Origin of the sequence: Paraclostridium tenue (assembly GCF_039521565.1) — a bacterium.
In the GTDB taxonomy this organism is placed as follows: Bacteria; Bacillota; Clostridia; order Peptostreptococcales; family Peptostreptococcaceae; genus Paraclostridium; species Paraclostridium tenue.
In genome coordinates, this window is sequence record NZ_BAAACP010000009.1 from 36,435 (window position 1) to 62,482 (window position 26,048).

The following is a 26,048-nucleotide window of genomic DNA, read 5'->3' on the forward strand; positions in this document are numbered from 1 at the left end:
CCCCCATTAAATGAATTGGTTTAGTCTCTCATTATATAAGTCATAGCTTCTTATGAAATTCCTATATCCGTTCTGTAATGCATTCCTTCAAAATTTAATTTTTCAATATTTGAGTAAACTTTTTTACTTGCTTCCTCAAGAGACTTTCCTTTTGTGGCTATGCCAATAACCCTACCTCCATTTGTAACTAATTGGTTATCTAATATTTTTGTTCCACTGTGAAAAACAACTATATCTTCATCTAAATCTTCAAGTCCTTTTATTACTTTTTCTTTTTCATAGTTTTCAGGATATCCACCTGAAGTTAGCATTACACATACTGCATGTTTTTCATCATATTTTATTTTAACTTCATCTAGTTTATTATTTAAAATAGATTCGATTATCTCAATTAAATCTGTTTCTAATCTTAAAAGTACTGATTGTGTTTCGGGATCTCCAAATCTAACATTATACTCAAGAACCTTAGGTCCATCTTCTGTTATCATAAGACCGATAAATAATATTCCCTTATAATTTAAGTTTTCCTCTTTAAACCCTTTTAATGTTTTGTCTAAAACTTCTTCTTTTACTATTGTTGATAACTCATCATCATATATATTACTTGGAGAGAAGGTTCCCATTCCTCCAGTATTTGGCCCCTCTTCATTGTTATATACTTTTTTATGGTCTTTTGCACTTTCCATTGGGACAATTGTATTATTATCAACGAAAGCAAGTATAGAAGTTTCTACTCCTTTTAAAAATTCTTCAACTACTATTTTTTTTCCAGCGCTTCCAAATTTTTTATCACTCATCATATCTTCTAAAGAACTTACCGCTTCTTCATGATTTTGTGCTATTATTACACCTTTTCCAGCTGCTAATCCATCAGCCTTTATAACTACTGGATATCCAAATAAATCAATCTCTTTTATAGCTTTATCTATATTTGTGTATTCTTTATATTTTGCAGTTGGAATGTTGTTTTTTATCATAAATTCTTTTGAAAAAGCTTTGCTCCCTTCAAGTTTTGCACACTCCTTATTAGGTCCAAATATCTTTAAATTTTCTTTTTCAAATTCATCAACTATGCCTTCTACCAAGGGAGCTTCAGGACCTACTATAGTTAAATCAATTTCATTTTCTTTAGCAAAGCTTAGAAGTTTATTTATATCATCATCTTTTATATCTATACATTTAGCAATTTTACTAATCCCAGCATTTCCAGGTGCACAATAAATTTTTTCAACTTTCTTTTCTTGACTTAACTTATAACATATAGCGTGTTCTCTTCCTCCTGAACCTACAACTAAAACTCTCATATATTTCCCTCCTAGTGTTTGAAGTGTCTTATTCCTGTAAACACCATTACCATATCATTTTTGTTGCAAGCATCTATTGAGTCTTGGTCTTTTATAGATCCTCCAGGTTGAACTATACCTTTTATACCGTACTCACTAGCTAAAGTTACACAGTCATCAAATGGGAAAAATGCATCCGATGCTAGTACTGCTCCTTTAAAATCTTTATCTTTATTATTTTCTAAAGCATTTTTTAATGCCCATATTCTAGATGTTTGACCACATCCAAGTGCTAATGTTTGCCCATCTTTGACTATAGCTATAGCATTTGATTTCATATTTTTAACTATTTTCATTCCAAATTCCATATCTTTTTTCATTCTTTCATCAGCTTCATTTACTGTAACATTTTTATATTCATTAACTAATTTTTCATCTCTGTCTTGAACTAATAATTTTCCATCTAAGTATTTTAAATCAAATCTTTGAAGACTATCTTCTATATTTGAAAGCTTTAATACTCTTAAGTTTTTCTTTTGTTTTAAAACTACAAGGGCTTCTTCTGTAAAGTCGTAAGCTACTACTATTTCTAAAAATATTTCATTTAATTTTTTAGCAGTTTCCTCATCTACAGTTGAAGTAAATCCTACAATTCCTCCAAATATTGAAACCTTGTCAGCCTCATAACATTTTTTATAAGCATCAAAACTATTATTTGCAATTCCAACTCCACATGGATTAGTATGTTTTACGGCTACACAAACTACATTTTTACTATCTTTAAATTCTCTCATTATTTCTAAACATCCATGTAAATCATTTATATTATTAAATGAAAGTTCTTTTCCATTTAATTGTTCATAGTTTAATATTGGATTTTTAGCATTAGATTGAGCATAAAGTACTGCTTCTTGATGGGGATTTTCACCATATCTTAAACTATCTTCTTTTTGGAAAGTCATAGTTAGATATTCTGGAAATTTATCATCTAATTCTCCTCTAAAGTAATTAGATATTAAAGTATCATATCTTGCTGTGGTTGCAAATGCTTTATATGCTAATTTTTTTCTATCCTCTAATGATATTTCTCCATTTCTTAAGCTCTCTATTATAAAATCATAATCTTTAACATCAACTACTATTAAAACATCTTTATAATTTTTAGCCGCAGATCTTATCATTGATGGTCCACCTATGTCTATGTTTTCTATCATTACATCATGTTCTTTATTATTTTTTAAATTACCTTCAAAATCATATAAGTTAACAACAACTAAATCTATTGCTTCTATTTTATGTTCTTTCACAGTTTTAACATGGTCTTCATTATCTCTTTTATAAAGTATTCCTCCATGTATATATGGATTTAATGTTTTAACTCTTCCGTCAAGTATTTCTGGAAAGTTTGTAACTTCATCTATTTGTATAACTTTGCATCCTTTTTCCTTAAGAGTTTTAAATGTATTTCCTGTAGATATTATTTCATATCCTAAATCATTTAAATTTTTAGCAAATTCTACTACCCCAGTCTTATCAGTTACACTTATTAATGCCCTTCTAGTCATTTATAATTACTCCCCTTCCATTAACAGTTAATTTATTTTCACAATATAGTTTTACACTTTTTTTAAGAATTTTGTGTTCTACATCTAGTACTCTTGACGCTAAAGTTTCTGGTGTATCATCAAACTTAACTTCTACACTTTCTTGAATTATTATAGGCCCTGTATCTGCACCTTCATCAACAAAATGTACAGTAGCACCACTTAATTTTACTCCATAATCTATAACAGCTTTGTGAACTTTTTTCCCATAATAGCCTTCTCCACAAAAAGCTGGTATTAATGATGGATGAATGTTCATAATTTTATTTCTAAAAGTTTTTACAAAGTTTGGACTTATAATTTTTAAATATCCAGCAAGAACTATTAAAGCAACTTTCTCTCTCTTTAATAATTTAATAACTTCATCTTCATTTTTTTCAACTATAGCTTTTATATTGTGTTTTCTAGCCCTTTCTAAACCATAAGCTCCATCTTTATTAGATATAACTAGCTTAACTTTTCCATTTATATATCCACTTTCACAACCATCTATAATGCTTTGTAAGTTGCTTCCTCCTCCGGATATTAAAACTGCAATGTTTAGCATAGCTTTACTCCTTCATGGCTATCTACAACTTCACCAATTATAAAAGCTTTATCTTCCCCTTCATTTATAAATTTAGTTATCTCTTCTGATTTATCTGAATCTACAACTATTACAAGTCCAATCCCCATATTAAAACTTTTGTGTAGTTCTATTTCATCTATAGAATTAAAGTTTTCTATCATTTTGAATATAGCTGGCTTTTCCCAAGAATTTTTATTTATATTTACACCTAAGCCTTTTGGTATTACTCTAGGTATATTTTCTATAACTCCACCACCTGTTATATGTGCTATTGCTTTTAAGTCATATTTTTTTATTAAATTTATAACAAGTTTCACGTATATCTTAGTTGGTACAAGAAGTGCTTCCCCTAATGTCATTTCTAATTCTTCTATATACTGATCTAATTCATATTTATATTCTTCTAAGAAAATCTTTCTTATAAATGAATATCCATTACTATGTATTCCACTTGAGGCTATTCCTATTAAAGTATCTCCTGCTTTAACATTTTGACCACTTATTATTTTACTTTTGTCTGCTATACCAACTGAAAATCCAGCTAAATCGTAATCTTCTTTTGAATACATTCCAGGCATTTCAGCCGTTTCTCCACCTATAAGTGCACATCCTGCTTGTTTGCATCCTTTAACTATTCCCGAAACTATATCATCTATTTTTTCAGGTACTAACTTACCTGTAGCTATATAATCTAAGAAAAATAAAGGCTTAGAACCTTGGCATATAAGGTCATTAACACACATAGCTACTAAGTCTATCCCTACTGTATTATGAATATTTAGCATCTGAGCTAGTTTTAGTTTAGTTCCAACTCCATCAGTGGATGAAAGAAGTACTGGCTCTTCCATGCTCATAAAGTCTTTTAAATTATATAATCCACTAAAATTTCCTAAGTCACCTATAACATTATTGTCATAAGTCCCTTTTATTTTATTTTTTATAAGGTCAATAGCTCTATTTCCTTCATCTATATCTACACCTGAATCTCTATAAGTTAACATGATACAAGTTCCCCCTCATCGATTTTTTCAACTGGATATTTTCCATCAAAACATGCCTTACAGAAAGTTGATTTATTTTCTGTTGCTTCTAAAGTTCCTTCTATACTTAAAAATTTAAGTGTATCGCACCCTATATAATTTCTTATTTCTTCTAAATCATATTTTGAAGCTATTAAATTAGAGCGATGTGGAGTATCTATCCCATAGTAACAAGAATGAGTTACTTCAGGTGAAGTTATTCTTAAATGTATTTCTTTAGCTCCCGCATCTCTTAATGATTTAACAATTTGTCTTGAAGTTGTACCTCTTACTACTGAATCATCTACTAAAACAATTGACTTATCTTTTACTACATTGGTTAGTGTATTTAATTTTACTTTTACTCCTATTTCTCTTTCTTCTTGAGTAGGTTTTATAAATGTTCTTCCAACATATCTATTTTTAACAAGTCCTTCTGTAAGTTTAATTTTGCTAGCATTTGAATACCCTATAGCTCCAGCCCATCCAGAGTCAGGTACAGGAACAACTATATCTGCTTTTATATTTTCATCTTGAGCTAAAATTTCTCCACACTTTACTCTAAACTCATATACATTAACATTATCTATAGTTGCATCATTTCTAGCAAAATATATATGTTCAAATATGCAACTTGCTTTTATTGGTTTATAGTTTTCTCTATAGTGATATGATTTTAGTTCGTTATCTTTTATTACTACAATCTCTCCTGGCTCAATATCCCTTAAAACTTCTCCTCCTAATATATTAATTGCACAGTCTTCAGAGGCTACTATATATGTGTCATCTTTTTTCCCTAATAATAATGGTCTAAATCCATGAGGGTCTCTAACAGCTACAAGTTCATTTTCACTACTTGCTATGACTAATGAATAAGCACCCTTTATATAATCCATAGTTATTTTTAAGCTTTCAACTATATCCCCTTTATAATATCTTGCTAGTATACAAAGTATAGCCTCTGTATCTGAATTTGATTGAAGCATATATCCTTCTTCTTCTAACATGTTTCTTAAATAATTTGCATTAACAAGATTTCCATTGTGTGCTATAGATAATTGTCTCTTTCTACATCTTCCTACTAATGGCTGACAATTAGATAAACTACTTCCTCCAGCTGTAGAATATCTTACATGCCCTATTCCTATATTTCCTTTTAGTTTTTCTAGCTCGCTAGATTTAAAAACATCTCCTACAAGTCCCATATCCTTTTTAAAATTTATTTGGTTTCTATTTAAAACTGATATCCCACAACTTTCCTGACCTCTATGCTGTATAGAGTATAATGAGTAATACAATTCTTTTGATATATCTTTATTTGAGCATATTCCTACCACACCGCACATTTAAATATCCCCCTGATTAATTTTCTATTCTAGAAAGAACTTCAGTATATCCTTCTACTAAATCTCCTAAATCTCTTCTAAATCTATCTTTATCAAATTTCTCATTTGTATCTACATCCCAAAGTCTACAAGTATCTGGAGATATTTCATCAGCTAGTATTATATTCCCATTTACATCTTTTCCAAATTCTAATTTAAAATCTACTAACTTAAAGTTCATATTTAAGAAAAATTTCTTCATTATTTCATTTATTTTTAAAGTTTCTTCTCTTAAAAATGCTAATTCTTCTCTAGTTGCAAGTTTCATAGCTACTGCATGATCATCATTTAGCATTGGATCTCCATAATCATCGTTTTTATATGAAAGTTCAAATATTGGTTCTTCTAAAACTATACCCTCTTCTATTCCATATCTTTTACAAAATGAACCTGCTGTTATATTTCTTACAATTACTTCAAGTGGTAAAATTTCAACTTTTTTAACTATCATTTCTCTATCCGAAATACCTTTTATAAAGTGAGTGTTTATACCTTCTTTTTCTAACATTTCAAACATAGCTGTACATATTTTATTGTTTAATATCCCTTTTGAATTTATTGAAGCTTTTTTCTCACCATTAAATGCTGTCGCATCATCTTTGTAGTAAACTAGATATTCATTTTCATTTTCTGTACTAAATATTTGTTTTGCTTTTCCTTCATATAATAACATTTTGATTACCCCCTTAAATTTTGATCATCTTCTAATACTTTTAATTCCATCTCTTTTCTATAGTTCTTTAATTGTTCTTTAATTTCTGGGTATTTAATACTCATTATCTGAGCAGCCATTAATGCTGCATTTACTCCAGAATCTATAGTTACAGTAGCTACAGGTATTCCTTGTGGCATTTGAACTATTGAAAGAAGTGAATCTAAACCATCCATTGTAGATGACTTTATTGGTAACCCTATAACCGGTATTAAAGTATGTGATGCTAATACTCCTGGTAAATGTGCTGCTTTTCCTGCAGCTGCTATTATTACATCTGTGTCATTTTCTATTTCTTTTAAAAATGCCATTAGTTGATTCGGTGTCCTATGAGCTGATAATGCTCGTGTTGTAATTTCTATTCCGAACTTTTCTAAAATCTCAATTCCTTTTTCTAACTTTGGATAATCTGACTTTGAACCCATAACTACTGCTATTTTCATCATAACTCCCCCCTCTTTTTACGTACTTAATATTTTTTGATATTTTAAAACATACGTATTATATAACGAACTTTATATTTAAATAGTATCTTATTATACGTATTTTATCAACCATATATTTATTTTTTGTTCGAGTTTTTTATATAAGCTTTTAATCTTATAAATTAAATAAAAAAAGTCACATACTTGCTATCAAAAATATTTATAGCAAATATGTGACTTCTATAAAATCATTATATTATCCTAAAAACTTATTCAACCTTTTACTTACATCAAATCCAAAATCTACACCTATTATTAATCCAAATACAATAGCATAGGCAAAATCAATTCCCCAAAACAAGAATTTCTTTTTAAGATTTGTGTTCATATTATCACCCTATTAAAATATATTATATATATTATTATATTCCTAACATCTATATTTTTCTAAATTTTAAAAATATTACTGATTCATTATATCAACTATTTCTCCAGTATACATATTAACCTCAAACCACCCACTTGTAGCTATATGACTCTCCTCTTTATTTGTTATAACATCATAGGCATGAACAATATATTTATCTCCATCAACATTGTCCACTTCTATGAAATTGGGTATATAAGAATTTTTATCTTCTAAATATTTTTTTACTAAATCACTAGCCTCTTTTTTGCTTAGTTTCTTATCTACATTATTAATTGATGTTTCTTTTAAATTTTCTTTATTATAATTTTTATCACTGTCTGAACTACTAGCACAACCTATAATTAAAAATCCTGAAAGAAATATACTAGTTACTAAAATACTATATAATTTCATAGGTTACCTCCATATTATGAAAAATTTACTATCTAATATAGTTCACAAGTTAACTCATTTTCATTCAGTAACAGCTTAATAAAATAATTTTATTTTTCACTAATTCTTAAAATTACGAAAATATAAGAAATCTAATTAAATTGTTTTAATTTAATTTTATGTGGTATCTATATAAAATAATTAAAATTTATAATTTATACTTAGGGAGATGAATTAAAGATGAAATCTTTAAAAGGAACTAAAACAGCACAAAATTTAATGAATGCATTTGCAGGAGAATCACAAGCTAAAAACAAATATCAATTCTATGCTAAAATAGCTAGAAAAGAAGGATTTGTTCAAATAGGTGATGTATTTGATGAAACTGCTCATAATGAAGAAATGCATGCTAAAATATTTTTTAGATACTTATTAAATGATTTTACTGGAGAAGATGTTCAAGTAACTGGATCATATGGTGTAGGAATGGCTAGTACTTTAGAAAACTTAAAATTTGCAGCAAAAGGGGAAGATGAAGAAGATACTCTTTACTTAAAATTCGCTGCTGAAGCTAGAGAAGAAGGATTTGAGGAAATAGCAGCTTCTTTCACTCATATACATGGAATAGAAGCTCATCATAGAGATAGATTTTTAAGATTAGCTAAAAATATAGAAGAAAAAACAGTATTTGAAAAATCTGAACCACAAGAATGGATATGTACAGTATGTGGATATGTTCATGTTGGAAATGAAGCTCCACAAGTATGTCCAGCTTGCAAACACCCACAAGGATACTATGAAGTAAGAGCAGAAAACTTCTAAAACTAAGTATAAAAAAAGGTTAAATACATATTAAAATGTGTATTTAACCTTTTTTTATTTTATTTTTTAAATACTATATTATAATAATATAAACTTTAGTATAAACATTATTGAAAGTAATATTAACGATAAATTAACTTCTTTTTTCTTTCCTGTAGCTAACTTTAATATTGTAAATGATATTATTCCAAATATAATACCATCTGCTATACTATATGCTAAAGGCATCATTGCAAATGTTAAAAATGCTGGTATTGCATTAGTAAAATCGCTAAAATCTATTTCAAGTAATGAACTTGCCATCATAACTCCAACTAATATAAGTACTGGAGCAGTTGCTTGTGCTGGTATTGCAGTAAATATCGGAGCAAAGAATAATGAAAGTAAAAATAATAATCCTGTTGTTATTGCAGTTAATCCAGTTCTTCCACCTTCTCCTATACCTGAAGCACTTTCAACATAAGCTGTAACAGTTGAAGTTCCAAGTAATGATCCTGTTGTAGTTGCTATAGCATCTGCGAATAGTGCCTGCTTAGCTTTTGGTAATTTACCATTTTCATCTAACATATTTCCTTTAGATGCTACTCCTACTAAGCACCCTACTGTATCAAATAAATCTACAAATAAGAATGTAAATACTACTACTATCATATCTAAACTAAATATTTGATTAACTGGAACTGAAAATACTTGTAAAAATACTGGTTTTAAAGATGGTACTGATGAAACTATAGCTGAAGGTAATTGAACTAATCCAGCAACAATTCCTATTGCAGTAGTAACTACCATAGCTAGTAAAAATGTACCTTTAACATTTTTAGAAAGTAATACAGCTGCTATTACTAAACCTGCTATAGATAATAAAACCGTTGGACTTTGCATATTACCTAATTGTAATATCGCACCTCCACCTTCAACTATTCCTGCATTTACTAATCCTATAAAAGCTATAAATAATCCTATACCTGCTGTAACTGCATGCTTTAAAACTTTTGGTATACAGTCAATTATTTTTTCTCTTACATTAGTTACTGTTAATAAGATAAATATTAAACCTTCTATTAAAACTGCACATAAAGCAAATTGCCAGCTATAACCCATTTGTAAAACTACTGTATATGCAAAGAATGCATTTAGTCCCATACCTGGCGCAAGTGCTATTGGGTAATTTGCTAATAGTCCCATTACAGAACTTCCTATAAATGCTGCTATAGCAGTTGCAGCAAATACAGCATCTTTGTTCATCCCAGCATCCCCTAATACACTAGGATTTACTACTAATATATAAGCCATTGTCATAAATGTTGTTATTCCTGCTATAATTTCAGTCTTAACAGTTGTATTATGTTCGCTTAACTTAAAAACCCTATCTAAAATAGATTTATTTCCCTTTGAAGTTTGTGCTATCTGCATATCCTTCCTCCTATTTTTATAAAATATAATTATAATTTCGTTCGTATTTTACCAACCTTATACCCTAATTATATTTTATGACGGATACTTTTTCAAGTTATTTTACGAATATTTTAATATTATTTTTATTTTATATTCGTATTTTATTGATATTTACTACAATAAAAAATAAACTATCTTAAAATATTTGTTTTATAACATCTAATATCTCAAGATAGTTTATTTATAATAATTTTTTAATTAGCTTCTACAATCTCTTCTTTAACTTCATGCTCTTTAATTTCACTTTCACTTAACCCTCTATTATACTTTTTAGTAAATATAATCAATAATAATATTGAAGCTATAAAATACAACGCACTTGCTATATAATATGCTCTACCATAACCTGCATCAGTTTTTAATAATGAGTATCTAGCAAATATACCTGCAAATATACCGACTATAGAGTTTGATACAAGTATAAATGAACTATATGCTGGAGCCAAATTTTTAGGTACAAATGTAAGTGGCAGTGATTGCTGTATAGGATTTGATGCATTAGCAAATCCAGATCTTAAAAATAAAACTCCTCCTATTATCCATGCTATGTTTCCTCCAAGCATAGCTCCATTTGCCATTATTATCATAAGTGGTATACATAGCATCATAGATGCTGATATAGTTATTATAGATCCAAGTTTTTTCTCTAAATATGGCGCAGCAAGAAATCCTAGTACCATAGCTAAAGTTTGTAATGTAATTATTGTTGAAACTGTACCCCTACTTATATGTAAAAAGTTATTTAAATATATTGGGAAGTATGGAGTTATAAGCAATGCTCCAAATCGTATTATACTAAATATTACAACCCACATTATTATATGCTTATTAAGAAATATCTTAAAATCAAATTTCTTTTCTGCTTTTCTAGCAATTATCTCTTCTTCTGATTCTCTATAATCTTCAACTCTTTCTCTTAAAAAAACTAAACAAATTAATGCTAAAACAGTAAATATTATTGCGATCCATAAAGCAAATCTATATGAATTTATATAATAACTCATTTGAGTTGAATTTAATTTACTGGCATTTTCAGATAAAGTTGAAGCTTGATTATAATCAATTCCTAAATATCTACTAAATTTCCAAACAACCACTTTCCCATTTAAAAATGTTAAAAGTGATTGACTTATTAAGTTGCAATACATTACTCTTGAAAACATTGAAATTCTTTTTTCTTTTGGTGTGTATGATGTAAACATTAGAGGATATATGAAGTCGAACATACCAGCCCCTATGTTAACTAAGATGTTTGAGATTAGAATTACTTTCGCATTACTACTATAAATACAAGATAGTAGCGCACCTATTAATGCTATTGGTGCAAATAATATAATTTTCTTATACCCTAATTTGTGAACTAATAAAAGTGTCATTGCCATGATGAAAGTTGCTATTGAGGTATACATTGGTAAAGCCTTTACAACATTCGGTACTGTTAAATTTAGGTATGATATATATGAATCATTTGTTATACCTGTAACAGCTCCCATAAAAATGTAACTAACAATAAATATGGCACAATTATATTTCCATCTGCTGTCCCAATTCTTGTCATTACTTGTAATTATACCAACTAACTTCTCTTCCATAGAACTCACCCCTTAGTTGTTTTATATAATTATATAACAATATTTGACAAAAACCTCGCGTTTTTTGTTTACATAATTATTACATTACGTAAAAATATATTATATTCAAAATATAGTTTTATTTTTAACAATCTTATTCTTAATTTTAAATATAAAGAAAATACTGAATTGAAACTAAGATTTTTAAACTGATATTAATTATCATATCCTCTATAAATACATTTTATATTTATAAGATAAACACTATATTTTTTTATATTTTAAATAAAATATTTATCATATTTTTAATTTTATTTTTATTTTTTAATATCAAAAAAAACTATAAGCATACTAACATATACTTATAGATTTTAATCATATTATAAAAATGCAAATTTTAAAATAAATATTACACTTAATATAATCATTGAAATTTTTGTTTCTTCTTTTTTTCCACTAACTAATTTTAAGAAAGTGTAAGCTATTATACCAAACATAATTCCATCTGCTACACTATATGATAAGGGCATCATTACAAATGTTATAAATGCTGGTATAGCATCCGTAAAATCTTCAAAATTAATTTTTAATATAGAACTTGCCATTAAAAATCCTACTAGTATAAGTATTGGAGCTGTTGCTTGTGCAGGTATAGATACAAATAATGGTGCGAAAAACAGTGATATAAAAAATAAAATTCCTGTAATACAAGCCGTTAAACCTGTTCTTCCTCCTACAGCTATTCCAGATCCACTTTCTACAGTAGTCGCTAAAGTTGATGTTCCTAAAACTGAAGATATCGTTGTAGAAACAGACTCTGCTAATAATGCTTTTTTTACATTTGGCATATTACCATTTTCATCTAATAAATTAGCTCTTTGGGCTATTCCTAATAAAAATCCAATTGAATCAAACATATTAACGAATAATAATGTAAGAACTATAACTAACATATCTAAACTAAATATTTGACTACGACTTACATCAAATACTTTCATAAATACAGGTTGTATAGATGGTGGTACATCAATTACACCAGTTGGCATAGGTACTATTGCAAATAGCATACCTATTGCAGATGTTATTATTATAGATATTAAAAATGCTCCATTTACATTTTTTACTAATAGTGTAGCAGCTATCATTAAACCTATTATTGCAAGTAAAACTACAGGAGATTTTATATTCCCTAAAGATATTATTGCTCCTCCTTGCTGCACTATTCCTGCATTTACAAGCCCTATAAATGTTATAAATAATCCTATTCCAGCTGTAATTGCATGTTTTAAAACATCCGGCATACACTCTATTATTTTTTCACGAACATTAGTTACTGTTAATAATACGAATATAATACCTTCTATAAACATGGCACATAATGCAAATTGCCAAGTATATCCCATTCCTAATACTACAGTGTAAGTAAAGAATGCATTTATTCCCATACTAGGCGCTAGGATTATAGGATAGTTAGCAAGTAATCCCATTATAAAACACCCTATACCTGATGCTATTGCCGTTGCTGTAAATACAGCGCCTTTATCCATACCAGCTTGTCCAAGTATATTAGGATTTACAACTAATATGTATGCTATAGTCATAAAAGTTGTTACTCCTGCTAAAACCTCAGTTTTAACACTCGTATTATTTGCGCTTAACTTGAAAATTTTTTCTAAAGTACTATTAACTTTAGATGAACTCGTATTTTGCATATTGCTCCTCCGATGCTGATAATTTTAGTATTAATTGTTATAAATATAAAAAAATAAAAAGCCTAGGCTTTTTATTTTTTTATATTTTATTAATAAAGTGTTTGAATAAACTTCTTATTCCCATTCAATAGTTCCAGGAGGCTTACTAGTTATATCATAAACTACTCTGTTAGCTCCATCAACTTCATTAACAATTCTATTAGATATTCTTTCTAATACGTCATATGGCATCTTATACCAGTCAGAAGTCATACCATCTGAAGAAGTAACAGCTCTTATACCTACTAAATAAGCATATGTTCTTTCATCTCCCATAACTCCAACAGTTTTTACATCTGGTAAAGTTGCGAATGCTTGCCATATCTTGCTATATAGGCCAGCTTTCTTAAGCTCGTCCATATATATAGCATCAGCTTCTCTTAATATATCACATTTTTCCTTAGTTACTTCACCTATAACTCTTATTCCAAGTCCTGGACCTGGGAATGGATGTCTATATATTAAATCATAATCTATTCCAAGTTCTAAACCTATTTTTCTTACTTCATCTTTGAATAATTCTCTTAAAGGTTCAACTATTTTAAATTCTATATCTTCAGGTATTCCACCAACATTATGGTGAGATTTTATTGTAGCAGCCTCTCCTTGTCCACTTTCTACAACGTCTGGGTATATAGTTCCTTGAACTAAGAAATCCATTTTTCCTAATTTATTAGATTCTTCTTCGAATACTCTTATAAATTCTTCACCTATTATTTTTCTCTTAGCTTCAGGCTCAGTTACACCTTTTAACTTAGATAAGAATCTATCTTCACAGTTAACTCTTATTAAGTTCATATCAAATTTATCTCTAAATATTCTTTCAACATCATTACCTTCATTTTTTCTAAGTAATCCATGGTCAACGAATACACAAGTTAAGTTGTCTCCTATGGCTTTATGAACAAGTACAGCAGCAACTGATGAATCAACTCCACCACTTAATGCACAAAGTACTTTCTTATCACCTATAGTTTCTTTTATTTCTTTTATTTTTTCTTCTATAAATGAATCTGTTGTCCAGTCTCCACTTACTTCACAAACATTATATAAGAAGTTTCTTAAAACTTTATCTCCATCTAGACAATGTTCAACTTCTGGGTGGAATTGAACTCCGTATAATTTTTTCTCAGGATGATGCATCGCAGCAACTGGACAATCAGTAGTATATGCAGCAACTTCAAATCCTTCAGGAAGAGTATCTATTAAGTCTGTATGACTCATCCAAACAGTGTTTGTATCTATACCTTCAAATATACTTGAAGCATTGTATGTTATAGAAGTCTTACCATATTCTTTTTCACTGTTGTTACCTTTTCTTACATTACCACCAAGTAAGTGAGCCATTAATTGAACTCCGTAACAAATTCCAAGTATAGGTACTCCTAGCTCAAATATTTCTTTACTTATCTTAGGAGACTCTTCTAAATATGCACTATTAGGTCCTCCTGTAAATATTATACCTTTTGGATTTTTAGATTTTATTACTTCGATATCTGTTGTATGAGGTAATATTTCACAATATACGTTATTTTCTCTAACTCTTCTTGCTATTAATTGATTATATTGTCCCCCAAAATCTATTACTAAAACTAATTCATGTTGCTTTTTCATATTTTATACCTCCCCTTGAGTGCTGTAATTTGGTGCTTCTTTAGTTATTGTTATGTCGTGTGGATGACTTTCTTTTAATGAAGCTGCTGTTATTTTTATAAATTCACCATTTTCCATTAAATCTTTTATAGTAGGTGCTCCACAGTATCCCATGCCAGCTCTTATACCACCTATCATTTGGTATACTATATCTTCAGCTTTACCTTTATATGCCACCATTCCTTCAACACCTTCAGGAACTAATTTCTTAGCATCATTTTGGAAGTATCTATCTTTAGAACCTTTTTCCATAGCTCCTATAGATCCCATTCCTCTATATGTTTTATATGATCTTCCTCTGTATAATACAGTTTCTCCTGGACTTTCTTCAGTTCCAGCAAACATTGATCCCATCATACATACAGATGCTCCTGCAGCTAATGCTTTCACTATATCTCCAGAATATTTTATTCCTCCGTCAGCTATTACTGGTACCCCGTACTTATGTCCAACTTCAGCACAATCCATAACTGCTGTTACTTGTGGAACACCTATACCTGCAACAACTCTTGTTGTACAAATAGATCCTGGTCCTATACCAACTTTTACACAGTCAGCCCCTGCTTTTATTAAATCTTCAGTAGCTTTAGCAGTTGCAACATTTCCTGCTATAACTTGTAAATTTGGGTATTTCGCTTTAACACTCTTAAGTGCATTTATAACACCCATAGAATGTCCATGTGCACTATCAAGTACAACTACGTCAACATTAGCTTTTACTAAAGCTTCTACTCTATCCATTAAATCAGCGCTTATTCCTAGAGCTGCTCCACATAATAATCTACCTTGAGCATCTTTAGCAGAGTTTGGATATTGTATTTTCTTTTCTATGTCTTTTATAGTTATTAGTCCTTTTAAATGACCTTCTTCATCAACTATAGGTAATTTTTCTATTTTATTTTGTTTTAATATTTGTTGAGCTTCTACTAAATTTATTCCTTCTCTAGCAGTAACAAGATTTTCTTTAGTCATAACCTCGTCCACTTTTTTAGTAAAATCATCTTCAAATTTAATATCTCTGTTTGTTATTATTCCGATTAACTTATTATTATCATCAACTATAGGTACACCTGATATTTTATATCTAGCCATTATATCATCAGCATCTTGTATTGTGTGGTCTTTTGATAAGTAAAATGGATCAACTATAACTCCACTTTCACTTCTTTTTACCTTATCAACTTCTAGAGCTTGCTCTTCTATAGACATATTTTTGTGTATTATTCCTATACCACCTTGTCTTGCCATTGAGATCGCCATTTTAGATTCAGTAACTGTATCCATACCTGCACTCATTAATGGTATGTTTAATTTTATAGTTTTTGTTAATTGAGTTTGTGTGTTAACATCTTTAGGTAAAACTTCTGACTTTTGAGGAACTAAAAGTACATCGTCAAAAGTTAATCCTTCTTTTAATATTTTTGCCATATCAGTTGCCCCCTTCTTTATTTTTTATGCTTACTTATTATTTTTATATAATTAAAAATTTTTATGCTTAAAACTATTAAATATTAAACTTATAAAAATATAAAAAAAATCTGTATAATAATTTCTTATTTTAATATAAGTGAAATTACTATACAGATTCCCAAAGTTCATTTATTTATAGCTAACCTGTAGGGATTTAGTATCAGCCTACAAATTTACTTACGATGATAGAACTTTGTTATAATAATTTCACTCATAGTCGATGTATTTTCGGTACTTCGGTAGAGACTCTCAGACCATATTTCTGAGTATATATGAGTGATTTTTATTTGCGATATTGTATACACGTTGTAATAAGTTGTTTATTAATTTATCAAATTTTATTACTTGTGTCAACATTTTTATATGAATTTATTTTTTATTGAACAGTTTATGCTATCATATACAGTTTTTATGGATATATTAGCCCTTTTAGCTATCATTTTGCACTCCTCATATTCAGGAGTAACTTTTACAATTTTATTTTTATAATATCCTATTTTAACTGTTACATCTCCATATTCACAATGTATTTTATCAAACTCTCTTAAAAGAGTTTCCCTATTATATATATGATATCTAACTCCAAAGGTACTCGTTTCTATCAATATCGTTTCAATAAATTTGTCTAAATCTATCTCATTACATAACACAGATAACTTGATTGCAGGTCTGTTTTTTTTCATATATATGCTTTGTGTATATACATCTAAAGCTCCATCTTCCATTAACTTTTCATATAAATAAGAAAAAATCTCAGAAGACATATCATCTATATTTGCATTAATTTCATAAATTAATTCTTCTTTTTTTTTATACCAACTATAGTTCTAAGCATATTTGGCATTTCAAATTTTTTATGACCTATTCCATAACCAACTTGCTCTACCTCAAATTCTAATACATCTACAAATTCATCACATAAAGTTTTTATTATTGCAGCTCCAGTAGGAGTTGTACATTCACCATTTACAGTATTTAATTTAATTGGAACTCCTTTTAGTATCTCAATTGTAGCAGGTGCTGGAACTGGCATAATGCCATGATCACACTTTACAGTACCAGAACCAACAGGTACAGAACTTGAATATATCTTATCTATATTTAATAAATCTATTAATACTGAGCAGCCTACTATATCAACTATAGAATCAATAGCTCCAACTTCATGAAAGTGTATTTTATCTATAGTTGTTCCATGTACTTTAGCTTCTGCCTCTGCTACAGTCATAAATATCTTTTTAGCTCTGTCTTTTATACTATCCTTTAAAGATGAATTATCAATAATTTCAAATACATCTACTAAGTGTCTATGATCATGATTTTCTTTTGCTATTACATTAACTTTTGTCCCTACTATACCACTTTCATTTTTATAATCTATTTCTATACTAAACTCATCATCTAGATTAAGCTTATTCATTTCTTCTAAAAATATTTCTGATGGAACTCCTGCATTTATTAAACTAGCCATAGTCATATCACCAGAAATACCATTTACTATATCAAAATATAAAACTCTTTCTTCTAACATAATTTACACTCCCATTTAATTAGTGTTAATCTAATTTATTTATAGTAGCAGCCAAATAACCAGCTCCAAATCCATTGTCTATATTAACTACAGATATACCTGATGCACAGCTATTTAACATTGTTAAAAGAGCTGAAATCCCACCAAAATTAGCTCCATATCCAACAGATGTTGGAACTGCTATAACAGGTACATCAACTAATCCTCCTACAACACTTGGAAGTGCCCCTTCCATACCTGCTATAACTATTAATACCCTAGCTGACTTAAGTATATTCAATTTATTTAATAATCTATGTATCCCTGCTACTCCAACATCATAAACCCTTTCTACTTCATTTCCTAAAAATTTAGCTGTATAGTATGCTTCATCTGCAACAGGAATATCTGAAGTTCCTCCTGTAACAACTACAATTTTACCTTTGCCTATATTCTTTATAGGTTTATTTTCTATCTTTAAAATTCTAGATAACTCTTCATATTCACAATTAGGATATATATTTCTTATCTTTTTATAAGTATCTTTTCTACATCTAGTTCCTAATATATTAGAACCTTTTTCATTCATTCTTTTTATAATTCCTAATATATGTTCATCACTTTTTCCTTCACAATATATAACTTCTGGATATCCATTTCTTATTTGCCTATGGTGGTCAATATTTGCATATCCTATATCCTCATAAGGTAAATCTTTTAATTTATCAATAGCTAAATCTATATCTATATCACCATTTTTTACTTTCTCTAATAAATTTCTAATATCCATAAGTTCCCCCTATTATTGGTTGTTTAATAATAATTTTAACACACTAAGCATACCTTTTCCAGCCACCCAGTTTCATATAATATCCTCATATAAAAAAGAGATAATTTGAAAATTAATTCCAAATTATCTCTTTTTATTTTTCTTTTACCACAACAAGTTAAATAGTAATATTTCAAAACTTACTATTAATCAACCTACATCATTGGAGGCATTCCTCCACCCATTCCAGGCACTGGCTCACTTTCTGGAAGATCAGCAACAGCAGCTTCAGTAGTTAAAAATACGCCTGCTATAGATGCAGCATTTTGTAATGCACTTCTAGTTACCTTAGTTGGATCAACTATACCAGCTTCTATCATATTCACGTATTTTTCATTTAAAGCATCAAATCCTACTTCAGCATCTTCATTTATAACTTTTTGTATTATAACAGCTCCTTCAAGACCAGCATTAATAGCTATTTGTCTTAATGGCTCTTCTAAAGCTCTTCTTATTATCTTAGCTCCAACTTGAAGTTCTCCTTCAAGCTCTTCTATTAATTTATCTACAACTGGGATAACACTAACTAATGCAGTACCTCCACCAGCAACTATACCTTCTTCAACAGCTGCTCTTGTAGCATTTAAAGCATCTTCTATTCTTAATTTTCTTTCTTTCATTTCAACTTCTGTTGCAGCTCCAACTTTTATAACAGCAACTCCACCAGCAAGTTTAGCTAATCTTTCCATTAATTTTTCTGTATCAAACTCAGAAGTAGTTTGCTCAATTTGATGTTTTATTTGAGCTACTCTATCTTCTATAGCTTTTTTATCTCCAGCACCATCTACTATTGTAGTATTTTCTTTAGTTACTTTAACAGATCCTGCTCTACCTAACATAGATAAGTCTGCTTCTTTTAAATCATATCCTAATTCTTCAGATATAACTGTTCCTCCAGTAAGTACTGCTATATCTTCAAGCATAGCTTTTCTTCTATCTCCAAATCCTGGAGCCTTAACAGCAACTACTTCAAATGTTCCTCTTAATTTATTAACTACTAATGTAGATAATGCTTCTCCTTCTACATCTTCAGCTACTATTAATAATTTTTTACCTTGTTGAACTATTTGCTCAAGAACAGGTAATATATCTTGTATGTTAGTTATTTTTCTATCTGTTATTAATATATATGGATCATTTAATACAGCTTCCATTTTGTCAACATCAGTTACCATGTAAGCTGAAACAAATCCTCTATCAAATTGCATACCTTCAACTGCATCTAATTCAGTATGCATAGTCTTAGATTCTTCAACAGTTATAACTCCATCTTTACCTACTATCTCCATAGCTTCTGCTATTAAATTACCTACTTCTTCATCTCCAGCAGATATAGAAGCAACTTGAGATATAGATTCTTTAGTTTCTATAGTTTTTGATTGTTTTTTTAATTCTTCAACTGATACTTCAACAGCTTTTTGTATTCCTTTTCTAATTAATATTGGATTAGCTCCTGCAGTTACATTTTTTAATCCTTCTCTTATTATAGCTTGAGCAAGAACTGTTGCAGTTGTAGTTCCATCTCCTGCTACATCATTAGTTTTAGTAGCAACTTCTTTAACTAATTGAGCTCCCATATTTTCAAATCTATCTTCTAATTCTATTTCTTTAGCTATAGTAACACCATCATTAGTTATAAGTGGTGCTCCAAATTTTTTATCTAATATAACATTTCTTCCTTTAGGTCCTAATGTTACCTTTACAGTATCTGCTAATTTATTTACACCAGCTTCTAAAGCTGATCTTGAATCTTGAGCGAATTTTATTTCTTTAGCCATTTTATATACCTCCCCTAATATTATTCAACTACTGCTAATATTTCACTTTGTTTTAATATTGTATATTCTTGACCTTCTAATTTAACTTCTGATCCTGCATATTTAGAAAATATTACTTTATCTCCTACTTTTAATTCCATCTTAACTTCTTTTCCATCTACCATTCCACCAGGTCCTACTTCAACTACCTCAGCTATTTGAGGTTGTTCTTTAGCTGCCCCAGGTAAAACTATACCACTTGCAGTTTTTTCTTCTGCTTCAATTTTCTTTATAACTACTCTGTCAGCCAATGGTCTTATTCTCATAATTATCCCTCCTAATGAAATTTATATATGTAAATTTTTTTATTAGCTTTTTATCACTCTACTTACTAGAGTGCTAACAACTTTATAATATCTCAAACTTTTTTATTTTTCAATAGTTTTAACCAGATTTTATACATTTTTTATACGAGGAATTTTTGTTTGTATTGACAAAACTCCTCGTATAATATGTTTATAAAATAGGAGAAAATAGTCTTGCCACAGATTCTACCCATTTTTTTATAAATGGTCTATTTTCAAAATCTTTTAATTTTATTTCTTCACTATTTTCAATATCTTTAAAGAAATCATCTGTTATTTTTTTTATTATTTTTTTATCATAAATAAATGCATTCATTTCAAAATTAAGCATAAAACTTCTTAAGTCCATATTTGCAGAACCTATTGATGAAATCTTATCATCTATAATTACTACTTTTGAGTGTATAAATCCTTTTTTATATAAATAAACTTTTCCTCCAGATCTTAAAATATCATCAAAATATGAATATGATGCTTGATGTACAATTTTATGATCTGCAATACTTGGAAATATAATTCTTACATCAACTCCACTAAGTGCTGCACTTTTTAATGCTCTTAACAAACTTTCATCTGGTATAAAATATGGAGTCTCTATATAAACCCTTTCCTTAGCATTACAAATAGCTGAAAAATATGCATAATGTATAGCTTCCCAATCACTATCTGGCCCAGTCGCAACAACTTGTATCATAGAGTTTCCCATATAATTTAATTTTGGAAAATATCGTTCATCAAATGATTCCTTTTTAGTTGTATAATACCAATCAATCAAAAATACCATTTGTAGCATATAAACAGAGCTACCTTCTATTCTTATATGAGTATCCCTCCAGTATCCAAACTTTTCATTTTTACCCATATATTCATCACCTATATTTATGCCACCTGTATATCCTATATGACCATCAATTATAGCAATTTTACGATGATTTCTATAATTTATTTTACCTCCTATTATAGGAAATTTGGCTGGTAAAAATGGTACTATCTCTATACCTTCATCTTTCATATCTTGAAAGAATCTCCTGTCGAACCAAAACCTCCAACATCCAACATCATCATATAAAATTTTTATACTTACTCCTTCATTTGCTTTCTTTATTAATAATTCCTTTAATTTAATGCCTATCTCACTATTTTTTATTATAAAATATTCTAAGTGAATATGCTCTTTTGCTTGTTCTATATCTTTTAGTAAACTTTCAAATTTTTCGTTTCCATCTATAAATACTTTAACGTTGTTATTAGTCGTAAATGGAAATTTCCCTGTGTTTAAAAGTAAACTTATTACCTTCTTTTTTATACCTTCATAGTATGTATCTTTAATTAAATCATTACCATTTATAGCTCTTTGTTCTAATTCAACTAACTCCTCTATAGGTTCCATGTTTTTAAATAAATTATTTTCTTTTATATTTGTAGCTAATTTTTGTGTCTTAAATATTTTTCTTTTTCTTATATTTCTTCCCAATGCTGCATATATAACTAAACCTATGCCTGGTAATAATATAAATATTAATAGCCAAGCCATAGTCTTAGCTGGATCTCTATTTTGAAGTATTATATTAATAGAAACTATAATACCTGCTACGTATGATATTATTACATAGCTTAAGAGTATTATATCTAAAGCAACCATAACGCCTCCTTTAGTTATCTTCCTATACCTAATTCACGTGCATAATAGAATAAATATTGTTGAGCAAAACCTGATAAATCTCCAAATTTATCTATAGCATACTTTCTAATTTTAGGCAAACTCATATCGTCGTCTACATAAAATTCTTGCATTACTCTTTTCACCCATACATCAACAGGGAATGTATCATACTTTTGCATACCAAATAATGCTATACAGTCACCAACCTTAGGTCCTATTCCATTAAATTTAGTAAGTTCTTTTATACAATCTTCTGTACTTAAATTTTTATATTTATATACATCATCATGATTATTTATAACTTCTTCTGTTGTAGATTTTATGTATTTATCTCTAAATCCTGTAGAGCACGATCTTATTTCTTCTATTGAAGCTTTATTTAATTGCTCTGGTGTAGGAAAGTCATAATAATCTACTCCATTATATTTTCCTATATAAGTTCCATATTCTCTTGATAAATTAGCTATGGCTTTTTGTATCATAGGGATTCTATTATTAGATGATATTATAAAAGATATTATCATTTCCCATGGATCTTGACGTAAAATTCTTATTCCCCATCCAAATTCAGTTGCTTTCTCTAAGTACTTATCCATACTCCTTAACTTATTTTTTATTTCTGAGTAATCAGTATCTAAATCAAAATATTCTTTCCATATACTATTAAAATCATTTAAATTAGTATTCTTTAAATAAATTGTTTCTCCTTCTCTTGATACATTTATTACTCTACCTTTAGCTACTCCAGTGTATGATCCATCATCTTCTGATTTCCACCTAAAACACTGCCCACATTCAAATATATGTTTTGGATCAAAATCTGTTACTCCTTCTAATACAACTAGTTCATTTTTTTCGTATACTTTCATTTTTTTACTCCCTTCAATTAAGCTTATACCTTTAATTCTACCCATATTTTTATAAAATTAAATTAACTATTTTTTTATAATACAAATTTAATTTAAAAAGTCTAGAGTAGAATTGATAAACTTTTTTTGCTAAAATACATAAGACATTATTTTTAGAAGGTGATTATATGAATAATAGAGGTGTATTTATAGCTATCGAGGGACCTATAGGAGTTGGAAAAACAACTTTATCAAATATACTAAGTGATCACTTTAATTATACTTTGCTTAGAGAGATAGTTGAAGAAAACCCATTCCTATCAAAATTTTATACAGATATAAAAGAGTATGCTTTACAAACAGAAGCATTTTTTCTTTTTAATAGAATAAAACAGCTTGAAGATACGGAAAAAAATTTTTTAGAAAAAGGCAATGGAGTAATTAGTGATTATCACATAATTAAAAATTTAATTTTTGCAGGTATAACACTTGATAATATGCAGTTTTATAAATATAAACAAATGTATAATATTTTTATCAATGATTTGCCTCAACCAGATATAGTAATATATCTTAATTCAAATACAGATGTTTTAATGAAGAGAATAGCTATGAGAGATAGAAGTTTTGAAAGACAAATGGATAGAAATTATATACATGAATTGAGAAATGAATACAAATACTATTTCAATCCATTATCTATAAAGCATAACTTTGTAGGTAAAGAACCTATTATATTAGAAATAGACAACTCTAATTTAGACTTTTTAAATAATGAAAATGATAGAAAATTTATAATAGACAAAGTTGAAAGTGCAATCAATAACTTGGGGGGACAATTTAATGTTTAAATTGGTAAATCAGTGTAACAAACCACTAAATAGGGATTTATTTATTACCGTTGCGGGTAATGTTGGAGCAGGAAAATCTACTTTAACGAAATTAGTAGGAGAAAAACTAGGATTTGAAACTCATTTTGAGCAAGTTGATAATAATCCATATCTAGAAGATTTCTATAAAGACCAAAGTACTTGGGGATTTCATTTACAATTATATTTCTTAGCTCAAAGGTTTAAGCAACAAAAAGAAATAGATAGTAATGGCTTAAATAACATTCAAGATAGAAGTATATACGAAGATGTTGAAATTTTTGCTAGAAATTTATATGATAATAAAAAAATGTCTAAAAGAGATTATATCACATATAGAGATTTATTTAATGATATGGTTCCTTACCTTAGAAGACCAGATTTAATGATATATTTAGATGGTTCTATAGATACTATTATTGATAGAATAAATTTAAGAGGTAGGGATATGGAAAAATCAGTTGATTTAGAGTATTGGGTTAATCTGCATAATCGATACGAAAAGTGGATAAGTGAGTATAATCAATCTCCTGTACTTTATGTAAATATTGATAAAATTGATTTAATTAATAATCCTAAAGATTTAGACTCTTTATGTCATGAGATACAAAAAATATTAAATATATAAATAAAAATGACCCCTTAAGGGGTCATTTTTTATAATAATATAGCTATTAGTACTATTGCTGTTACTATCTGTAATATACCTACAAACAATCCATATAATGAAACTTCTTTACCTTGTTTTATAAGATCTTTAAAGTTTACTCTAAGTCCAATTGCTGCTAATGCTATTATTTCTAATTTACTACTTAATTCTTTAGCTGCGTGAGATAATTCCATTGGTATTAAATTCATAGAAAATAATGCACATGTTATAAAAAATCCTATTACATACCAAGGAATTTCAATTTTTTTATTAGATATTTCAACTTCTTCTTCTTTTATAATTTCTGCATTAGTTTTATTTTTTAAATGTCCAAATATAAATACTACAACAACTAGTAATATAACTCTCACTATTTTAAATATAGTAGCTAAATCTTTTGTAGCTTCATTAACCATCGCTCCACTAGCTACAACTTGACCTACTGATTGTAGAGTTCCACCTATTATAGCTGAAGTCTTCATTAATTCATGTTTGTATAACACTCCTGCTAATAATGGTAGTAATAACATTAAAACAACACCTGTTACATTAACTATTGTAATTGCTATTCCTTTTTCCTTATCATCAGCATTTATAACTGGTGCAGTTGCTCCAATTGCAGATGATCCACAAACTGCATTTCCACTTGCCATTAAATATCTAAAGTTTTCACTAAATCCTAACTTTTTACCTATATATATAGCTCCAACTATAGTCACTGCCATTTGTATAACTATAAATATTATTCCACCTAATCCTAGCTCCATTATTGTAGATATACTTAACGTGGCTCCTAAAAGAACTATTGAATATGATAATAATTCTGTTTCTGAAAATTTATATCCATCATGAAATACTTTTTTGTTTAAGAATAGATTTCCTAATATCATTCCAAGAAATATAGAAATAGTTGCTGCTCCTAAACTCGGTACAAATTTAGCTAAAAATATACTAATAAATCCTATTATTATAGATACCACTAATCCTGGTAATATTTTTTTTATTTTATCCATATATAACCTCTCCTAAAACTTGTTG

At 28.6% G+C, this 26,048-nt stretch carries 23 protein-coding genes, 1 pseudogene and 1 riboswitch; of the genes and pseudogenes, 3 read left to right on the forward strand and 21 right to left on the reverse strand.

Going from position 1 to position 26,048, the window contains the following annotated elements; genetic code table 11:
* Window positions 1–50: 50 nt before the first annotated feature.
* The 9 genes from purD to ABFX13_RS08565 all read right to left on the reverse strand — a co-directional run bounded on the left by purD (window position 51) and on the right by ABFX13_RS08565 (window position 7,819).
* Window positions 51–1,304 (reverse strand): phosphoribosylamine--glycine ligase, encoded by a 1,254-nt coding sequence (gene purD, locus ABFX13_RS08525; RefSeq protein WP_346044939.1) that lies wholly within the window; start codon window positions 1,302–1,304, stop codon window positions 51–53.
* Window positions 1,305–1,315: 11 nt separating this feature from the next.
* Complete coding sequence (purH, locus tag ABFX13_RS08530; protein WP_346044943.1) at window positions 1,316–2,848, reverse strand: bifunctional phosphoribosylaminoimidazolecarboxamide formyltransferase/IMP cyclohydrolase; 1,533 nt, start codon at window positions 2,846–2,848, stop codon at window positions 1,316–1,318.
* Window positions 2,841–3,434, reverse strand: a complete 594-nt coding sequence (gene purN, locus ABFX13_RS08535; protein ID WP_346044945.1) for a phosphoribosylglycinamide formyltransferase — start codon at window positions 3,432–3,434, stop codon at window positions 2,841–2,843. The genes purH and purN overlap by 8 nt, the downstream gene beginning before the upstream one ends.
* Complete coding sequence (gene purM, locus ABFX13_RS08540) at window positions 3,428–4,456, reverse strand: phosphoribosylformylglycinamidine cyclo-ligase (protein ID WP_346044947.1); 1,029 nt, start codon at window positions 4,454–4,456, stop codon at window positions 3,428–3,430. Before purM ends, purN begins: the two co-directional genes overlap by 7 nt.
* Window positions 4,450–5,820 (reverse strand): amidophosphoribosyltransferase, encoded by a 1,371-nt coding sequence (purF, locus tag ABFX13_RS08545; RefSeq protein ID WP_346044950.1) that lies wholly within the window; start codon window positions 5,818–5,820, stop codon window positions 4,450–4,452. The genes purM and purF overlap by 7 nt, the downstream gene beginning before the upstream one ends.
* Window positions 5,821–5,836: 16 nt before the next feature.
* The gene (gene purC / locus ABFX13_RS08550) at window positions 5,837–6,532 is read right to left on the reverse strand and encodes a phosphoribosylaminoimidazolesuccinocarboxamide synthase (protein WP_346044952.1); all 696 of its coding nucleotides are present in this window, start codon (window positions 6,530–6,532) and stop codon (window positions 5,837–5,839) included.
* Window positions 6,533–6,537: 5 nt separating this feature from the next.
* Window positions 6,538–7,014 carry a 5-(carboxyamino)imidazole ribonucleotide mutase gene (purE, locus tag ABFX13_RS08555; RefSeq protein ID WP_346045105.1) on the reverse strand — a complete coding sequence of 159 codons (477 nt, stop codon included), beginning with the start codon at window positions 7,012–7,014 and terminating at the stop codon, window positions 6,538–6,540.
* 238 nt (window positions 7,015–7,252) lie between these two features.
* Window positions 7,253–7,384: a hypothetical protein gene (locus ABFX13_RS08560; RefSeq protein ID WP_270647423.1), complete on the reverse strand. Its 132-nt coding sequence runs from the start codon at window positions 7,382–7,384 to the stop codon at window positions 7,253–7,255.
* Window positions 7,385–7,459: 75 nt separating this feature from the next.
* Complete coding sequence (locus tag ABFX13_RS08565) at window positions 7,460–7,819, reverse strand: hypothetical protein (RefSeq protein WP_346044954.1); 360 nt, start codon at window positions 7,817–7,819, stop codon at window positions 7,460–7,462.
* 219 nt (window positions 7,820–8,038) lie between these two features.
* Between ABFX13_RS08565 and rbr the strand changes: the two genes are divergently transcribed.
* Window positions 8,039–8,620, forward strand: a complete 582-nt coding sequence (gene rbr / locus ABFX13_RS08570; RefSeq protein ID WP_346044958.1) for a rubrerythrin — start codon at window positions 8,039–8,041, stop codon at window positions 8,618–8,620.
* A 78-nt stretch (window positions 8,621–8,698) separates the two neighbouring features.
* Here the strand turns inward: rbr and ABFX13_RS08575 are convergent, their stop codons facing one another.
* The 11 genes and pseudogenes from ABFX13_RS08575 to ABFX13_RS08630 all read right to left on the reverse strand — a co-directional run bounded on the left by ABFX13_RS08575 (window position 8,699) and on the right by ABFX13_RS08630 (window position 23,513).
* Window positions 8,699–10,033: an NCS2 family permease gene (locus ABFX13_RS08575; RefSeq protein ID WP_346044960.1), complete on the reverse strand. Its 1,335-nt coding sequence runs from the start codon at window positions 10,031–10,033 to the stop codon at window positions 8,699–8,701.
* A 236-nt stretch (window positions 10,034–10,269) separates the two neighbouring features.
* Complete coding sequence (locus ABFX13_RS08580; protein ID WP_346044962.1) at window positions 10,270–11,667, reverse strand: MFS transporter; 1,398 nt, start codon at window positions 11,665–11,667, stop codon at window positions 10,270–10,272.
* A 359-nt stretch (window positions 11,668–12,026) separates the two neighbouring features.
* On the reverse strand, window positions 12,027–13,358 hold the full coding sequence (locus ABFX13_RS08585; RefSeq protein ID WP_346044964.1) for an NCS2 family permease: 1,332 nt from the start codon (window positions 13,356–13,358) through the stop codon (window positions 12,027–12,029).
* 114 nt (window positions 13,359–13,472) lie between these two features.
* Window positions 13,473–15,011, reverse strand: a complete 1,539-nt coding sequence (gene guaA, locus ABFX13_RS08590; protein ID WP_147547364.1) for a glutamine-hydrolyzing GMP synthase — start codon at window positions 15,009–15,011, stop codon at window positions 13,473–13,475.
* A gap of 3 nt (window positions 15,012–15,014) precedes the next feature.
* Window positions 15,015–16,478 (reverse strand): IMP dehydrogenase, encoded by a 1,464-nt coding sequence (guaB, locus tag ABFX13_RS08595; RefSeq protein WP_147547366.1) that lies wholly within the window; start codon window positions 16,476–16,478, stop codon window positions 15,015–15,017.
* Between the two features lie 236 nt (window positions 16,479–16,714).
* Window positions 16,715–16,816, reverse strand: a riboswitch (purine riboswitch).
* Between the two features lie 63 nt (window positions 16,817–16,879).
* Window positions 16,880–18,051, reverse strand: a pseudogene (gene larC, locus ABFX13_RS14765) (nickel pincer cofactor biosynthesis protein LarC).
* Between the two features lie 25 nt (window positions 18,052–18,076).
* Window positions 18,077–18,820: a nickel pincer cofactor biosynthesis protein LarB gene (larB, locus tag ABFX13_RS08610; RefSeq protein ID WP_346044973.1), complete on the reverse strand. Its 744-nt coding sequence runs from the start codon at window positions 18,818–18,820 to the stop codon at window positions 18,077–18,079.
* A gap of 194 nt (window positions 18,821–19,014) precedes the next feature.
* Window positions 19,015–20,637 carry a chaperonin GroEL gene (groL, locus tag ABFX13_RS08615; protein ID WP_346044976.1) on the reverse strand — a complete coding sequence of 541 codons (1,623 nt, stop codon included), beginning with the start codon at window positions 20,635–20,637 and terminating at the stop codon, window positions 19,015–19,017.
* A 20-nt stretch (window positions 20,638–20,657) separates the two neighbouring features.
* Window positions 20,658–20,942 carry a co-chaperone GroES gene (locus ABFX13_RS08620; protein ID WP_346044978.1) on the reverse strand — a complete coding sequence of 95 codons (285 nt, stop codon included), beginning with the start codon at window positions 20,940–20,942 and terminating at the stop codon, window positions 20,658–20,660.
* A gap of 190 nt (window positions 20,943–21,132) precedes the next feature.
* Window positions 21,133–22,623, reverse strand: coding sequence for a cardiolipin synthase (gene cls / locus ABFX13_RS08625; RefSeq protein WP_346044980.1), 1,491 nt, complete (start codon window positions 22,621–22,623; stop codon window positions 21,133–21,135).
* A gap of 14 nt (window positions 22,624–22,637) precedes the next feature.
* Window positions 22,638–23,513, reverse strand: a complete 876-nt coding sequence (locus ABFX13_RS08630) for a DNA-3-methyladenine glycosylase family protein (RefSeq protein WP_346044982.1) — start codon at window positions 23,511–23,513, stop codon at window positions 22,638–22,640.
* A gap of 167 nt (window positions 23,514–23,680) precedes the next feature.
* On the opposite strand from ABFX13_RS08630, the gene ABFX13_RS08635 reads away from it, so the two are divergent.
* Both ABFX13_RS08635 and ABFX13_RS08640 read left to right on the forward strand, forming a co-directional pair.
* The gene (locus ABFX13_RS08635) at window positions 23,681–24,343 is read left to right on the forward strand and encodes a deoxynucleoside kinase (RefSeq protein WP_346044984.1); all 663 of its coding nucleotides are present in this window, start codon (window positions 23,681–23,683) and stop codon (window positions 24,341–24,343) included.
* Window positions 24,336–24,989: a deoxynucleoside kinase gene (locus ABFX13_RS08640; protein WP_346044986.1), complete on the forward strand. Its 654-nt coding sequence runs from the start codon at window positions 24,336–24,338 to the stop codon at window positions 24,987–24,989. The genes ABFX13_RS08635 and ABFX13_RS08640 overlap by 8 nt, the downstream gene beginning before the upstream one ends.
* Before the next feature lie 29 nt (window positions 24,990–25,018).
* On the opposite strand, the gene ABFX13_RS08645 is transcribed toward ABFX13_RS08640, so the two are convergent.
* Window positions 25,019–26,023 (reverse strand): YeiH family protein, encoded by a 1,005-nt coding sequence (locus ABFX13_RS08645; RefSeq protein WP_346044988.1) that lies wholly within the window; start codon window positions 26,021–26,023, stop codon window positions 25,019–25,021.
* Between the last annotated feature and the right edge of the window lie 25 nt (window positions 26,024–26,048).